Genomic DNA, 15,649 nt, shown 5'->3' with positions numbered 1-15,649 from the left:
TCTATATTTAAGTACATTTCTCTAGGGCCAGCTTCCTTTAGTCCCGGCTGATTAGCCACAGGTATGAAGCATACGGACTAAGCTGAAGCTCTTGAGTCAGTGAGGGATGCTCATCCGTATTGGCAAGCAGAAGCCTGTCCTTCCCGGCTACATTTAAGTCCGCCCAGTGCTCCTCCGGGAGCCGGAAGCTGACATCCTTGCCGCTGAAGTTCGAGACCACCACCAGCGCCTCGCCGTCCCCCATCCGTGTATAAGCGAATACCTCGGGATGTCCTTCGTCCAGTCTGCGGTAGATGCCGTCGGTGAAGACCGCATGCGCCTTGCGCAGAGCGATCAGCTTGCGGTAGTGATGGAAGATCGAATCCGGCCGCTCCCGCTCCTTCTGCACATTGATGTCCGGGTAACGTTCATCCACCTTCAGCCAAGGAGTACCAGTGGTGAAGCCTGCATTCGCGCTTGTATCCCACTGCATCGGCGTACGGGAGTTGTCCCTTGAACGTTCCTGCAGGATAGCGAGAGCCTCCCCGGGGCTTGCCCCCTGCTCACACAGAATCCGGTACATATTCAGCGACTCGATATCGCGGAACTCCTCAATGCTCTTCCACTTGGGATTCGGCATCCCGATCTCTTCTCCCTGATAGACATACGGCGTGCCTTGAAGTCCATGCAGGGTGGTTGCCAGCAGCTTGGCGCTCTCCTCGCGGTACGCCGTGTCGTCTGTGAACCGGGAGAGGGCGCGAGGCTGATCGTGATTGTTGAAAAATAAAGCGTTCCAGCCCCCGCCCTCCTGCATCCCCGTCTGCCACTCCGAGAACAGCCGTTTCAGCGCCTCAAAATCATAAGGCATCAGCTCCCATTTCCGGCCGTTTGGATAATCCACCTTCAGATGGTGGAAGTTGAACGTCATTGAGAATTCCCGCCGCTCAGGATTGGAGTAACGGATGCAATGTTCAAGTGTTGTAGAGGACATCTCGCCAACCGTAATCAGCTCATGCAAGCCAAACACCTCATCATACATCGACCGGATGTATTCGTGGACCCGTGGACCGTCTGTATAGTACTTCCGCCCGTCTCCGGGCGGCACACTTCCGTCATCATCCGGGAAGCGCTGGTCCTTGGAGATCAGGTTGATGACATCCATCCGGAACCCGTCTACGCCTTTGCGGGCCCAGAACAGCATCATCTCGTTCACCGCGCTGCGGACCTGTCCGTTCTCCCAGTTCAGATCTGCCTGTGTCTTGTCGAACAGGGTAAGGTAGTATTGGCCTGACGCTTCATCCAGTTGCCACGCCGGGCCGCCGAACTTCGACTGCCAGTTGTTCGGTACTCCCCCGCCTGGCCCCGGGTCCTTCCAGATATAATAATCGCGGTAGGGATTCTCCCGGCTGGAGACCGCCTGCTTGAACCACTCATGTTCTGTCGAGGTATGGTTGACTACGATATCCGTCATCAGCTTCATGCCGCGCCGGTGCAGCTCCGCTACCAGCTCGTCGAAGTCCGCCATCGTACCGAATTCCGGGTTGATCCGCTCATAATCCGCCACATCGTAACCGTTATCATGGCCGGGCGAGACATACACCGGCTGCAACCAGACAATATCAATGCCAAGCTCCTGTAAATAATCCAACTTCTCCGTCAGGCCTCTTATATCTCCTGTTCCGCTACCTGTCGTATCCTTGAAGCTCTTCGGATACACCTGATACACGGTAGACCGTCGCCACCATTCTGAATGCCGGGCTTGGCTCAAAGTTAGCACCTCCATGTAGAATTTCTGTGTTGTCCTCAGCAAAAATCGCTTTATTGTCATTCATTACACTTGTATATACAAGTTCAAACACCTCACACAGTGTAAACCTGTATATACAGGTTGTCAATATGGGTTGGCCTAGTAGATGATTTAACGGGTAATTTAGTAATTTAGTAGTTGGAGTAGTAAATGGGTAGTGGGAAGATAGTCGGTGGGTGGGTAGATAGTGGGTGGGTAGGGTAGTTGATAGATAGTGGGTGCCGGGAAGCTCGCGGGTATAAGTAGTAGGTGGAAATTGTACATTTAAATTTCGTCAAATAGGCTTCGGAGGGCATTTAATTGGATAAACAGCATCTACTATGTTCCATTTCCCTGCCTCTGGACATTTCAGGCAGAATTAAATGTACTTTTTCCACTCGTTTTCCTACTTTTGTGATTCTGCATTACAGCAAGTGCCCTTTTTCCACTTGCTTCAAGCAGCAGCAACGGAGCGATGGCGCGACGAGGTGTACAGCAGTTTGCCCTTCCCCTTCTCCATTCGTCTACTTCTGGCGGCATTCGGCATAATGAGGAGCACTAGTGCTCCTCATTAGCATATTTAGCACGCGTTAGGTGAATTCGGGTGCACTCTCATAATTTCCTAAACAATAAAAAAAACAGCGCCCTCTCCCCGAATGCCGGAGACAGAAACGCTGCCTATTACTAGCCCTCTTTACCTCACTGTACCTCTTTATACCTCTTTGAATCTCTCTGTATCTTTCTATACCTCTATATCTCTTTATATCTCTATAACTCTCTTACTTTCGTTTACTCCAAATATCCCTTAATCAGTCCCGGAGCCAGCGGCTTCGGCTGCTCACAGGTGGTGGTCAGCTCGGCATAGCGCTTCGAATCGGAGCTGGTATGGAAGGCGTGCATGATCTCCAGCACATGATTCGCCAGCTCACCATTTGCGCGTGGGGTCTCACCAGTCTCGATGCAGCGGGCCATATCTGCCACGCCAATCCCCCGGCTGTTGCCTTCATAGCTGTGAACAACCGGGATTTCCTTGAATTCCGGGCTATGGGCCGGACGCAGCAGGATGGGTCCGCTGAAGGTATTCGGGTCCGGCACAATCAAGGTGCCCAGCGAGCCGTAGATTTCGATTCGCGGCAGCGTGCTGTGCCAGACATCGAAGCTGGTAATCATCGTAGCCACGGCACCGCTGGCGAACTGAATCGTTCCGGCCACATGCGTAGGCACTTCGACATCCACCACCTTGCCGAACTTCTTCTCACTCGTAATCGTCCGGGTGGGGAAGGAGGTTTTGGTCATGCCGCATACCGTAGTGGCCGGACCAAGCAAGGATACCAGAGCCGTCAGATAATACGGTCCCATATCGAACATCGGGCCGCCGCCGGCCTGGTAATAGAACTCAGGGTCCGGGTGCCAGCTCTCATGTCCGTGGCAGAGCATGAAGGCTGTAGCCGCTACCGGCTCTCCGATATATCCGTCCGTGATCAGCTTCGCGCAGGTCTGCAGGCCGGCTCCGAGGAAGGTGTCCGGCGCGCAGCCGATGAACAATCCTTTTTCCTTAGCCAGCTCCACCAATTCGCTCCCATGTTCAAGCGACAGGGACAGCGGCTTTTCCACATATACATGCTTGCCTGACAGCAGCGCCTGCTTACACACCTCGAAGTGGTAATTGGGCGTGGTCAGATTCACGACAATCTCAATCTCCTCCGAAGCCAGCAGCTCCGCTGTCGTCCACACATTCGGAACCCCGTACTGTTCTGCGGCCTGCTGCGCCCGCTCCAGGTTAAGATCCGAACAAGCGTAGACCTCTGTATTCTTGAAGGTTCCCGTCAAATTCTCAAAATAAATGCCGCTGATATTCCCGCAGCCGACAATCCCGATTTTTACTTTACGCACGCTGTTTCCCACCTTGTCCTTCGTTTATTTGGCTGCCCACAAGAAGCCCCGGCGCATCAGTTCCTTGGCCTCCGGGATATCGAACACATCCGCATGATGTCCAAGCGCGTTATAGAATACCTTGCCCTGGCCCCATTTCTTCGTATAGACCACCGGCATTGTGATTACACCATTGGCCGAATGCTCCCCTTCACTCATTACAAAAGTAGTGGTAGCCAGTACATTCACCGCCGGATCGACATGCAGATAATACTGCTCCGACTTCACCATGAAGTCCTGCATGCCTTCTACAATCGGGCTGGAGCCGGATTTCACAATGTTCACTTCATAATCCACCCCATCGTTGAAGGGATGTGCCACCCATTGCGATCCGGTCAAAAATTGCCATTCCGTATTGGTACGGAAGGAGTCGCACATCCCGCCGTGACAGCCAGCGATGCCTACACCGGAAGCCACAGCCGCCAGAACCGCCGAGCACTGCTCCCCCTTGATTTCGCCCATGGTCCAGACCGGTACAATCAGGTTCAGTGCCTTCAGCGCCTCCGCATCATTGAAGCTGTCCAGCGTATCAGAGACTTCAACCTCGAAGCCTTCATTCGTAAGGATATCTGCAAAAAGCGCCCCTACCTCATTCGGTTCATGCCCGTCCCATCCACCTTTTACAATCAATGCCTTCTTTGCCATATCAAGCTCTCCTTTTTGTCCTATTTATCCAAGTTTGGGTTATAGATTGATTCAGATCAGGTCTTCCTGAAGAAATTGTAATCCATTACGAGCCTTCTTGCTCGTCATTTTGCTTGTAGGAATGGTCATTTTTTGCTAAATTTAAGACTACATTATGCACAAAGCATCTAATCACTGAAACCGCTTCCTGCTGAAAATCCGGGAAGGACGAGAACAGGAGTAACCATGAGAGCTTTTCACGAGAACCGGACGTATGGAACAGCGTTCCCCTTCACTGCCTTTGTGAGCCGCAATATCGATTTCCTGGCCCACTGGCACCATGATCTGGAGATTGTCTATGTACTGGAGGGTTCGATCCGGATGGGGATCAACTCCGAGACTCGGGTGCTGACCGCAGGAGATCTGGCCGTATGCAGCAGCGGAGATATTCATTATTATGACAGCAAGAACAGCGAGTCCAAGCTGCTGCTGGTGATTTTCAATCCTTCACTGATCGGGTTTCCTGCGGGCTGGCCGCTGAATATGCGGCTTACCTCCCCTTTTGTGGACAAGACCCAATCTGACCCGGTTGAAGGCAACCCCCGGCTGCCCGCGATTATGCAGGAGCTGCTTAAGGAGCATCTGGAGAAGCTTCCGCATCACGAACAGCTGGTGACCGGCCTCCTGCACGAGCTGTGTGCGCTCATTCTGCGGCAGATGCCGCTGGATATCGTCAATCCGCACAAGGATAAGCGGCGCATTACCAATATGAAGATTATGCAGGAGGTGCTGGAGTACCTGGATGTCCATTACATGCACCCCATCACCCTGGCCGATGCCGCCCGTCACGCCAATATGAGTCTGTTCTACTTCTCCCGCTTCTTCAAAAGCATCTCAGGCATGAGCTACGTCGCCTACCTGAATAGCATCCGCGTCAACCAGGCGGAGCGGCTGCTGCTTAATACGGACAAAAGTATCCTGGATATCGCGCTGGAATGCGGCTTCACCAATATCCGCACCTTCAACCGTGTGTTCAAGCAGGTCAAGCAGCGGACACCGAGCGAGCTGCGGTAACTTGAAATAGGCTAAAGAAAAAGTAACAGCCTGCACAGGAGAGTATCCTTGCGGGTTTTTTGCGGTTATATGGGGCTTCCTAAGTCCACACCAAACCAGTAAGTCTGAATATTACTATATTAATCATTAAGTGTGCTGCTGATGGAACGAAATTCAATTATACGAACAGGAAGTGATAAGGCAATGGCCTTTTTATCAACAGGACCGATCGAAAATAACCCGGTTAGCGGAGTGAGGCCTACTCAGCAGGTTACCGTTAAAATCGATAATCGCAGCGTGAGCTCGGCGTTCTCTGTATCTATTCAGGGATATTATCTAAATGCGGGAACAAGGGTCTTGTACGTTAGCGAAGTTGTCCAGCTTGCAGCAAATCAAGTCATTACGAAGAATTATTATGCTGATTTTAATGGTTTTGAATTTATATTTGTTACATCTGATAGTGTGACTGAGTTGAGCAATGTCGTTCAAATTTCGGTGTGGGGCAAGAGTAGTACTGGTCAACTGGTCACCGCTCACCGCTTAGTATCTGAAGAACTGCTTGGAGAACATAACGGTGGAGGGACCACGGGGCCAACCGGAGTGACCGGACCTACCGGTCCAGGGGGAGGGGCCACGGGGCCAACCGGAGTCACCGGACCTACGGGGCCTGGGGGAGGGGCAACAGGGCCAACCGGAGTCACCGGACCTACCGGTCCAGGGGGAGGGGCTACGGGGCCAGCCGGAGTGACAGGACCTACCGGTCCAGGGGGAGGGGCCACGGGGCCAACCGGAGTGACAGGACCTACGGGGCCTGGGGGAGGGGCAACAGGGCCGACCGGAGTGACAGGACCTACTGGTCCAGGAGAAGGGGCAACAGGGCCGACCGGAGTGACAGGACCTACTGGTCCAGGAGAAGGGGCAACAGGGCCGACCGGAGTCACCGGAGTCACTGGTGCTACCGGCCTTACCGGAGTCACCGGAACTACCGGATTCACTGGTGCTACCGGCCTTACCGGAGTCACCGGAACTACCGGATTCACTGGGGCTACCGGCCTTACCGGAGTCACCGGAGTCACCGGAGTCACTGGTGCTACCGGCCTTACCGGAGTCACCGGAACCACCGGATTCACTGGGGCTACCGGCCTTACCGGCGCTACTGGCCTCACTGGGGCTACTGGAATCACAGGGCCGAATATATTGGCCACTCATGGACGATTTGTTCCGGTCAATAACACAACAGTAACTAATAACACCACGGTTAATATCCCGTTCAATACGGTATTTGCTCAGGGGATTACCCTTGGAGGTACCGGCGGTAACCAAAGTATAGTGATACCAGAAACAGGCATTTATTTTGTTGCCTACAACATTCGATTGTACATTAGTGATACCTCTGCAAGTGCTGATATTATAACTGTTTTACCTACCTTGAACGGTACAATTACTCCCTTCCCCTCTTATCTGTATAAAGCAGACGGAGGAACTACAGGACCTGGCGGCTTGGCGCTGGCGGCCAGTGGTCTGATAAATGTAACCACGGCCGACTCAGAGCTTATTTTCCCAGTCTTAGCACAAGGAATTACGGGATTAACCTTGCAAATCACAGGACAATCTGATACTTACAGTAATGTAAGCATATTTAGAATCTCTTAAATGTAGGGCTAAAAAATGAGCAAAGGCGGTTCAACCGGTCCAATTCCTCCAAATGCTCGTACAACGCAGGAAAGTTATCATCCCCTGCCTGTGCGGGCTTTCTTTATGTAGGGAGATTGAACAAGTAACCCTTGCCCTTTCACCGTAAAATAACTACAATACACGTATTCCAACACGCAATCTTCCAGGAGGCAATTTACCTTGAAAGCTCAGTCCCGCAACTCTGCAAGCAAACGCAATACCGTTTATATCATGCAACTTGTCACTATCTTCCTGGGCTTTGTCGTCTTTGGCATCTCGGAGAATATTAAAGGGCCCGCTATCCCGCGGATTCAGCTCGCCTTCAACCTTAATGAAGGACAGCTCGGCACGCTGCTCTCCCTGAATGCGCTTGGCTATCTGATCGCCTGCTCCTTCACTGCCATCCTTGTCCGCAAATGGGGCATCAAGGCAGTCACCATTATTTCGTTCGCCTCGATGGTGATCTCGGGCGTGCTGATCTTCCTCTCGCACAGCTATCCGCTATTCGCTTCCTCTTACTTCCTGATGTACATCGGGAACGGGATGCTGGAGATTGGACTGGCGATTCTGGGGGCGCGTATTTTCGTCAAAAACACGGGTATGATGATGAACTTGTCCCATTTTTTCTATGGATTAAGCTCGACCGTTGCACCTCTATTGGCTACCGGGGTGATGTCGCTGAGCATACTCGGGCATACGCTGGACTGGCGGGGGATGTATCTGGTTATGCTGTCGCTGTGTCTGCTGCCGATCCTGTCAGCGCTGCGCAGCACGTTTCCCGGTGATGATCTGCCGAATGAGGACCGCACCTCCTTCCGTACCCTGATGCGTGATCCCGCGCTCTGGATGATGGTGATGATTCTGTCGTTCGGTGTTGTCTCAGAGCTGGCCGTGGGCGGCTGGCTGGTTAATTTTCTGGAAAAAGCCTATGCCTGGGATACCGTCCGCGCTTCCGGCTTATTGTCGGCCTTCTTCCTGCTCTTCTCGCTGGGAAGGCTCCTGATCGGCCCGCTGACAGACAAGATCGGCTTCGTACTCTCGCTGATTATCTTCTCCTGCTTCTCGGCGGTTTGTACCTTCCTCGCGCTGGTCGGCGGAGAGAGTCTTGCCTTTCTGTTCGCCATATCCGGGGCCGGAATTGCTATTATCTATCCTACCGTGATGGCTTTTATTGCCCGCCGTTATCCGAACGGAAGCGATACAGCCATTACCTTTGTCGTCACTTTGATGGGTCTGGGAAGCGTCATCGGCAATTACATCATCGGCTGGGTCATTGAGACCGTCAAAGGAGTATACGGCAGCACTTCAGAGCTTGGCCTGCTGCGCGGTCTTCAGGCGGGGTATGGCTTCATTGGCTTATGCGCAGCGGTGTGCTCCGTGTCGGGCATCGCGCTGTATGTGTATTTGAAGCGGCGGCGGGAATTGATCTGATAGATTTATAAAGAGAGTAATGGCCCTGCAAAGGAGAGTCTCCGCGAAGGGCCGTTACTTTCTTTTATATGCATTTATATCAAATGTCACCAACCCCAAGAGTAGGCCACTATACGTTTCCGCAAGAAACGCTGCGCATATATTGAATAGTGCCCTAATCCTAAGGAGGTGCCTCATGTCCAATCCCAATATCCCAAACATCACGCCCTCAGTCACATTATCAAGGGATGATGTCGTTAGTTTGCTATTCTCTTCCATTGCCATGGAAGAACTTGGATTAGCCCATATTCTAAATGCAGAAGGTGAGAAAATCCAGTTCGCTCTGGGTACATTGCCAGGGCTCACCGGTCCACCTGCCACACTCGCTCAGATCCTTGAAGTAAATGATAGTACGCGAGCCATGCTGAATACCATTTCACGCCAGGAAATGCTGCTGGATTCCAGACTGACAACCGCTGCTAATCTTCAAACACTGTATGGACCTACCGGACCTACAGGTGTTACCGGGCCTGCCGGGGCCGTCACCAGCGTTAACGGCCAGACCGGAGATGTCGTACTTGATGCGGAAGACGGTGTCTTCCCTATTAACAATAAGGAATTTTCCGGAAGTTGGCTGAAAGATTTCAACCAGCCCGGCGTTTACAGCTCGGGTAACTCGGGCGGTCCGTCACCCCAGGACGGCCCGCCAGCCCCAGGAGAACCACCTCTGCCTCACCCCGCTGTCTGGACGATTTATGTCTCTCGCGTCGGCGACTTCGTACAGCAGCTCTATATTTCCAATCCAGCGCTCTATTACCGCAGCAGCCAGGATGGCGGTAACAACTACGGGCCATGGATTCCCATCGGTGAACAAGGACCCACAGGCCCGACAGGGGCTGGAACCACGGGAGCTACTGGTTTTACAGGCTTCACTGGATCCACCGGAGAGACCGGCGCTACAGGCCTCACCGGCGAGACCGGCGCTACGGGACTCACTGGAGAGACCGGCGCTACAGGCCTCACCGGCGAGACCGGCGCTACGGGACTCACTGGAGAGACCGGCGCTACGGGACTCACTGGAGAGACCGGGGCTACAGGCCTCACTGGGGAGACCGGGGCTACGGGACTCACTGGAGAGACCGGCGCTACAGGCCTCACTGGGGAGACCGGCGCTACGGGACTCACTGGAGAGACCGGCGCTACAGGCCTCACTGGGGAGACCGGGGCTACGGGGCTCACTGGAGAGACCGGCGCTACAGGCCTCACTGGGGAGACCGGCGCTACGGGGCTCACTGGAGAGACCGGCGCTACAGGCCTCACTGGGGAGACCGGCGCTACAGGCCTCACTGGGGAGACCGGGGCTACGGGGCTCACTGGAGAGACCGGCGCTACGGGGCTCACTGGAGAGACCGGCGCTACAGGCCTCACTGGAGAGACCGGCGCTACAGGCCTCACTGGAGAGACCGGCGCTACAGGCCTCACTGGGGAGACCGGGGCTACGGGGCTCACTGGCGTCACCGGACTCACCGGTGTCACTGGCCTTACCGGCGTCACCGGACTCACCGGCGTCACGGGACTCACCGGTGCTACGGGACTCACCGGTGTCTCAGGAACCATGCATCCTCCAATGTTGTATGTAGGATCTAATGGGACTAATAAATATGTGTCTGTTATTAACGCCTTAACGAACGAAATCGTTACAAGCTTTGCAATTACAAGCACGTACTACGGAAGTGCGACTATAGATACTCAGCGTCATCTTCTTTATTACTCTAACGCCACCAACATTATTCAATATGACGAAATTATGAACCAGATCACAGCAACTTATCCTGTTGGAGGACAGCCGCGAGGGATGGCAATTGACACGCTTACGAATACGCTATATGTGGCTAATTCCCAAGCTGCATCAAATAATATTTGGCAAATAGATATTACCACAAGTCAGGTCACAACCATCGCTAATGTCACATCTTTTCCTGTTCAGATTGATATCAATCCACTGAACAATAGAATTTATATTGCGGGTGACTATGTTTCAGTTATTGATGGAAACAACAATACAGTTGTTACGACATTCTCTCTCCCTAGTACCGGCAGACCTCATGGAATTATAATCGATCCCCTGCGTGACCAGCTGTGGGTAGCCAATTATGCAGACCCCGGCATTGTGAATGTTATTAACTCGAATACACATGCCATTATAGGAACAATTACTGTTGGACGGAATTGTTCTAATATTGCCGGGAATTTGCTGACTAACCGCTTCTATATATCCAATTACAGTAGAGATTATGTTAGCGTCATAGACGGAAATGCTCCATATGCCGTCATCGGCACGATAACAGCAGGTACCAATCAAGACTCTCCTGCCGTGAATCCATTCATCACCTTATTGCGGAACAGTGTACAATCTAATCTGGTCTATGTAAGCATTGGTGCGTCTAATAATGTTGCAGTTATTGATCAGAATACCAATAAGTTGCTTGCTACCATTCCGGTTGGTAACACCCCTCTCTGGAGTGTTATTGATCCGTTTATGTCTTAACAGCGGAGGTTAAGGTATGGCATCAATCAGTTTATGTCTAATCGTCAAGAACGAAGAACAGAACCTGGATCATTGCCTCTCTTCCATTGAAGGTATTCCCGATGAGATTATTATCGTCGATACCGGCTCCACAGACCGCACCAAGGAGATTGCAGCGAAGTGGACGCAGCATATCTACGATTTCGAGTGGATTGACGATTTCTCTGCTGCCCGGAACGAATCCTTTAAATATGCTACCCAGGAGTATATTCTGTGGCTGGATGCCGATGATATTTTGACTCCCGAGGACAAGGTCAAGTTGGAGCATTTAAAAAACACGCTCACGGAAGACATAGACGCCGTCTCCATGAATTACGAAATTCCGCAGGACAACAGCCGGAAACTCATCAGTAATACCACGAGGCTGCGGCTACTCAAGCGTACCAAAGGTTTCATCTGGCAAGGCATCGTACATGAGGATTTAGCTACAGATGAGACGTATCATTTTATAAAATCAGATATCACTGTTACCCATACTAAAGTAGTGAACGCTTCAGGTGGCAATTCCTCAAGCAGAAATATGGACATCTATGAACGCCACTTGGCGAAAGGCTACACTTTCAGCACATCTGATATGCTAAATTATGCCAGGGAATGTCATTCCCGCAAGCAATATAAGCAAGCCATCCATTATTATGAGCTGTGCAAGGATCACCCTGAAATAACTCTGGAGAACAGAATTTTCATCCTTCACAAGCTGGCAACCTGTTATGTATACAACAGCCAGACGGAGAAAGAACTCGAACTTACGCTTGAAGCTCTGTCCATGGATGTGCCCTACCCCGCCTTCAGTTGCCGGATGGGAGAGCATTTCCTGAAAGCAGGTAATCTGGAGGCTGCAATATTCTGGTATCGTTCGGCTTATTTGTCCCCGCCGGGTGAACGATACGACTGGTCTGTTGTTGATAACGTCTACCACACCTGGCTTCCCCATCAACAGCTCTCCCTATGCTACCAGGCGCTAGGTGACAAGGCCCAGGCGTTACATCATCAGCAATGGGCTGAATTTTATAGTAAAAGATAGTGCTGTGTGTAAGGCTGTTTAAGTCTTAACACAGCTATAGAGACAATCCCGGAAGCTTAATTATTCCTGGACCTGTCTCTTTTTGTTGTCCATCTCCCCTATATTGCAGTTTCAACCCCTAAGTCCGCACCAAACCGTGAAGTCAGAATATTACTATATTAAACGTTAAGTATGCTGGAACGAAATCCAAATATACGGACAGGAAGTGAAGAATCTTGGCCTTTTTATCAACAGGACCTATCGAGAATAATCCGGTAAGCGGAGTAAGGCCTACTCAACAGGTTACCATTAAAATTGTTAACAGCAGTGGTGGCTCGGCTTCCTCAGTAACCATTAAAGGTTATTATCTACAAGCTGGAACAAGGGTCTTGTATGTCAGCGAAGCACTCAACATTGAAGCAAATCAAGTCATTACAAAGAATTATTACGCTGATTTTAATGGTTTTGAGTTTAATTTCCTTACACCTGATGATTCAACTAGTGTGAGCGATCCAATTCAAATTTCGGTCTGGGGCAAAAATAGTGCAGGTGCGCTGGTAACCGCACACCGTTTGGTCGCTGAAGAGCTGCTTGGAGAACAGGACGGCGGGCAGGCAGGAGCCACAGGGCCAACCGGACCCGCTGGACAACAAGGCCCTCCCGGAGTAACGGGACCGACCGGGCCAGGGGCAGGAGCAACTGGAGCCACCGGACCTACAGGAACGGCGGGGCCTGGTGGTGCGACTGGGCCGACTGGTTCAGGAGCTGGGGGTACGGGACCTACGGGAACGACTGGGCCTCGTGGTGCGACTGGGCCGACTGGTTCAGGAGCTGGAGGTACAGGACCTACGGGAACGACTGGGCCGCGTGGTATGACTGGACCAACCGGTACAGGGTCTGGGGGCACTGGCGCTACCGGCCTTACAGGCGAAACCGGCGCTACGGGCGAAACTGGGGCTACAGGCGAAACCGGCGCTACGGGTGATACTGGGGCTACAGGCGAAACCGGCGCTACGGGCGAAACCGGCGCTACGGGCGAAACCGGCGCTACGGGTGATACTGGGGCTACGGGTGATACTGGGGCTACGGGCGTCACCGGACTCACCGGACTCACCGGACTCACCGGACTCACCGGCGTTACCGGCGTTACCGGCCTTACAGGACTCACTGGTGCCACTGGTCTCACCGGTGCTACGGGCGTCAACATCATTAATAATAATGCCCTGTTTTCTCCAACGGGTACAGTGCCACCAGCTCCAACTGCGACACCATTTGTTGTAGATTTTATCAATGGAACTGGTATCCAATTTAATGCCGGTAACGATACGCAAATTACGCTTTCACCTAACAGTTTATATTTTATTTCTTATACAGTCAGAATTACTTATGCACCCGGAAATGCTGATATTACCGGTGCACAAGCTCTTCTATTCCTCAATGGCAACGCGGTACACTTGTCCGCACTCGACAAATTCGCAGCTCCGACTGGTGCTCCAACAACCCCCACAGCTCTCTCATTAAACAGCAGTGGATTATTGCAAACCGGTACAGGTACTCAAACCTTGAGCTTAAATTGCAATATTAGTTCAGGGACTACTTTAACTAGTCATTATATCAATGCAGATTGGTCCAACTTAAGTATCATTCAAATTATGTAATGGACACGCAAAGGAGCGGTTCTCCGTTCTTGGAGGATCGCCCCTTTGCCTTTTCAGGTCGTGCGCCATCGCTCTTCCCTTTTTACAAATATGCCTTAAGATTATCCAGCACTACCGCATACCCGTTAGCATACATATGCACACCGTCCATCGTATACTCTTCCTTCAGATTCCCTTCCGCGTCGGTCAGTCCCTCATTCACATTAATGAACTCATATCCGTGCCTGAGCGACAGTTCCTCCACGGCACGGTTCGCTTCCAGCAGCGCCGCATTGGTTCTCGTTCTGAAGTAATTCTCTCGCATCTCCTCATCCATTCCGGGGAAGTCGGCCTTGGCATTCACCGGATAATACGCCATGACGTACACCTTGCACTCCGGCAGCCTCTCTCTAATCCGGGTCAGAATCTCATTGTAATTCGCAAGCAGCTTCCCGAGCTCATACTCCCCATCCGCTGAGCTGATGTCGTTGGTGCCTATATTAATGAACAGCCTCGAAGGCGCAAGCGCAAGCACACATACCTCCAGCGCTTCGAGCAATTCCCGGGTCACATAGCCCGCAATCCCGCGGTTATAGATAGCCGTCTGCTTCTCCAGTGTCTGCTGCAATTCATTTACCGGAAAAAACTCCATCAGCGAGGAGCCCGCCAGTACGGTCTGCCCTTTTAGCGCCAAGGTGTTCAGGATGCTGTACTTCTTCACCTTCTCCTCTTTCTCTCTCTGCCACTGAATCTCCATCATCTCGTCAAGCTCTTCCTGATTCAATCTAATCTCCTCCGTTTCTGCTGCTCTGTTATTCTACCATTGTTATCTTTTATCCCTCAGCTTGCAGCCCGCCCAAATTGTGTCAGAAATATGGAAATTGATCTTCATGTAAGGTTTATGTTCTATGCACACGTGTTCTGAATAGGTTAGATATCGGGTGCTGTCAGAGGTGCACATCTGGCTGGTATGCCCGCAAGGGACCGGTGCGCCGGACCTAATTCTACAGTTGAAGGGCGGAATGTTTTTGAAAAAGGTAGTTGGCTTGCTCCTGTCGGTTGCATTGTTGTCTTCGTTCTATGTTGCCAGTCCCCCCGAGGTATCTGCCGCAACGCCCATTGTGGTGAATTCGACGATTGTCGTACCGGCCGGTGAGACGTATAACGGCAATGGCCAAACGTTCGTCGCCAATCCGAATACGCTGGGAGACGGCAGCCAGGCAGAGAACCAGAAACCCATCTTCCGGCTGGAAAAGAATGCTACACTCAAAAATGTAATTATCGGTGCTCCCGGCGCAGACGGGGTGCACTGTTACGGGAATGCTACCATCTCCAATGTGACCTGGCAGGATGTCGGCGAGGATGCCCTGACACTGAAGGCCTCCGGCACAGTCAATATTACAGGCGGAGGTGCGTACAAAGCCTACGATAAAGTGTTCCAGGCGAACGCTGCGGGCACGATCAACATCAAGAATTTCAAAGCGAATGACATCGGCAAGCTGGCCCGCCAGAACGGCGGCACCTCCTATGCCGTGAACTTCACCCTGGACAACTCGGATATCTCGAATGTCAAGGATTCCATCTTCCGCACAGACAGCAGCAGCAGCGCCGCCCGGATCACCAATACCCGCTACCGCAATGTGCCTACCCTGTTCAAGGGTTTTGCCTCGGGTAAGACCAGCCAATCGGGCAACACGCAATATTGAGATAAAATAAAGTCAGGGAAGCTAGTGTGAATACACCAGTCTGATTCCTGCAGCAGACCACCTTTAACAGTAACCGCCTCCATTTCCGGCTCCGCTGGGATGGAGGCGGTTTCAGTTCAGACGGACGGCCAGGCACACATGAACACGATAATATCCGGGACGGAGGAATAGATTTATTTTGGACACATCTGCCTTTCTCAACTCTATCGACATGAACTCACATGATATGTTATTATGATACACTGATAACGTATTAAC

At 51.9% G+C, this 15,649-nt stretch carries 11 protein-coding genes; 7 read left to right on the top strand and 4 right to left on the bottom strand.

Annotated elements, in window-relative coordinates; all coding sequences use genetic code 11:
- Positions 1-37: 37 nt before the first annotated feature.
- The 3 genes from treC to MKY64_RS04475 form a co-directional block, all read right to left on the bottom strand.
- Complete coding sequence (gene treC, locus MKY64_RS04485; protein ID WP_339249848.1) at positions 38-1,762, bottom strand: alpha,alpha-phosphotrehalase; 1,725 nt, start codon at positions 1,760-1,762, stop codon at positions 38-40.
- A 792-nt stretch (positions 1,763-2,554) separates the two neighbouring features.
- A complete protein-coding gene (locus tag MKY64_RS04480; protein WP_340951192.1) occupies positions 2,555-3,658 on the bottom strand; it encodes a Gfo/Idh/MocA family protein in 1,104 nt (367 codons plus the stop codon).
- Positions 3,659-3,682: 24 nt separating this feature from the next.
- Positions 3,683-4,342 (bottom strand): ThuA domain-containing protein, encoded by a 660-nt coding sequence (locus MKY64_RS04475; protein ID WP_209984919.1) that lies wholly within the window; start codon positions 4,340-4,342, stop codon positions 3,683-3,685.
- A gap of 174 nt (positions 4,343-4,516) precedes the next feature.
- Here MKY64_RS04475 and MKY64_RS04470 point away from each other — a divergent pair, with 174 nt between their 5' ends.
- The 6 genes from MKY64_RS04470 to MKY64_RS04445 all read left to right on the top strand — a co-directional run bounded on the left by MKY64_RS04470 (position 4,517) and on the right by MKY64_RS04445 (position 13,706).
- A complete protein-coding gene (locus MKY64_RS04470) occupies positions 4,517-5,395 on the top strand; it encodes an AraC family transcriptional regulator (protein WP_339314939.1) in 879 nt (292 codons plus the stop codon).
- A gap of 183 nt (positions 5,396-5,578) precedes the next feature.
- Positions 5,579-7,027: a hypothetical protein gene (locus MKY64_RS04465; protein ID WP_339310667.1), complete on the top strand. Its 1,449-nt coding sequence runs from the start codon at positions 5,579-5,581 to the stop codon at positions 7,025-7,027.
- A gap of 252 nt (positions 7,028-7,279) precedes the next feature.
- Positions 7,280-8,479, top strand: coding sequence for an MFS transporter (locus MKY64_RS04460; RefSeq protein ID WP_339314941.1), 1,200 nt, complete (start codon positions 7,280-7,282; stop codon positions 8,477-8,479).
- A gap of 175 nt (positions 8,480-8,654) precedes the next feature.
- Positions 8,655-11,006: a collagen-like protein gene (locus MKY64_RS04455; protein WP_340951188.1), complete on the top strand. Its 2,352-nt coding sequence runs from the start codon at positions 8,655-8,657 to the stop codon at positions 11,004-11,006.
- A 16-nt stretch (positions 11,007-11,022) separates the two neighbouring features.
- Positions 11,023-12,069: a tetratricopeptide repeat-containing glycosyltransferase family 2 protein gene (locus MKY64_RS04450; protein ID WP_339219226.1), complete on the top strand. Its 1,047-nt coding sequence runs from the start codon at positions 11,023-11,025 to the stop codon at positions 12,067-12,069.
- Between the two features lie 215 nt (positions 12,070-12,284).
- A complete protein-coding gene (locus MKY64_RS04445; RefSeq protein ID WP_339310671.1) occupies positions 12,285-13,706 on the top strand; it encodes a collagen-like protein in 1,422 nt (473 codons plus the stop codon).
- Positions 13,707-13,788: 82 nt separating this feature from the next.
- Here the strand turns inward: MKY64_RS04445 and MKY64_RS04440 are convergent, their stop codons facing one another.
- Positions 13,789-14,469 (bottom strand): GDSL-type esterase/lipase family protein, encoded by a 681-nt coding sequence (locus MKY64_RS04440; protein ID WP_339219230.1) that lies wholly within the window; start codon positions 14,467-14,469, stop codon positions 13,789-13,791.
- Positions 14,470-14,707: 238 nt separating this feature from the next.
- On the opposite strand from MKY64_RS04440, the gene MKY64_RS04435 reads away from it, so the two are divergent.
- Positions 14,708-15,391, top strand: a complete 684-nt coding sequence (locus MKY64_RS04435) for a pectate lyase (protein ID WP_209985194.1) — start codon at positions 14,708-14,710, stop codon at positions 15,389-15,391.
- Positions 15,392-15,649 lie beyond the last annotated feature (258 nt).

Origin of the sequence: Paenibacillus sp. FSL R7-0210 (assembly GCF_038009085.1) — a bacterium.
Classification (GTDB): Bacteria; Bacillota; Bacilli; order Paenibacillales; family Paenibacillaceae; genus Paenibacillus_AQ; species Paenibacillus_AQ silagei.
The sequence above is the reverse complement of the archived record's forward strand: the minus strand, read 5'-3'. Positions and strand labels throughout refer to the sequence as shown.

Excerpts from the sequence above, each read along its gene's own strand:
- treC (WP_339249848.1), bottom strand. The coding sequence starts at position 1,762 with ATGGAGGTGCTAACTTTGAGCCAAGCCCGGCATTCAGAATGGTGGCGA.
- MKY64_RS04475 (WP_209984919.1), bottom strand. The coding sequence starts at position 4,342 with ATGGCAAAGAAGGCATTGATTGTAAAAGGTGGATGGGACGGGCATGAA.
- MKY64_RS04465 (WP_339310667.1), top strand. The coding sequence starts at position 5,579 with ATGGCCTTTTTATCAACAGGACCGATCGAAAATAACCCGGTTAGCGGA.
- MKY64_RS04460 (WP_339314941.1), top strand. The coding sequence starts at position 7,280 with ATGCAACTTGTCACTATCTTCCTGGGCTTTGTCGTCTTTGGCATCTCG.
- MKY64_RS04455 (WP_340951188.1), top strand. The coding sequence starts at position 8,655 with ATGTCCAATCCCAATATCCCAAACATCACGCCCTCAGTCACATTATCA.
- MKY64_RS04450 (WP_339219226.1), top strand. The coding sequence starts at position 11,023 with ATGGCATCAATCAGTTTATGTCTAATCGTCAAGAACGAAGAACAGAAC.
- MKY64_RS04435 (WP_209985194.1), top strand. The coding sequence starts at position 14,708 with ATGTTTTTGAAAAAGGTAGTTGGCTTGCTCCTGTCGGTTGCATTGTTG.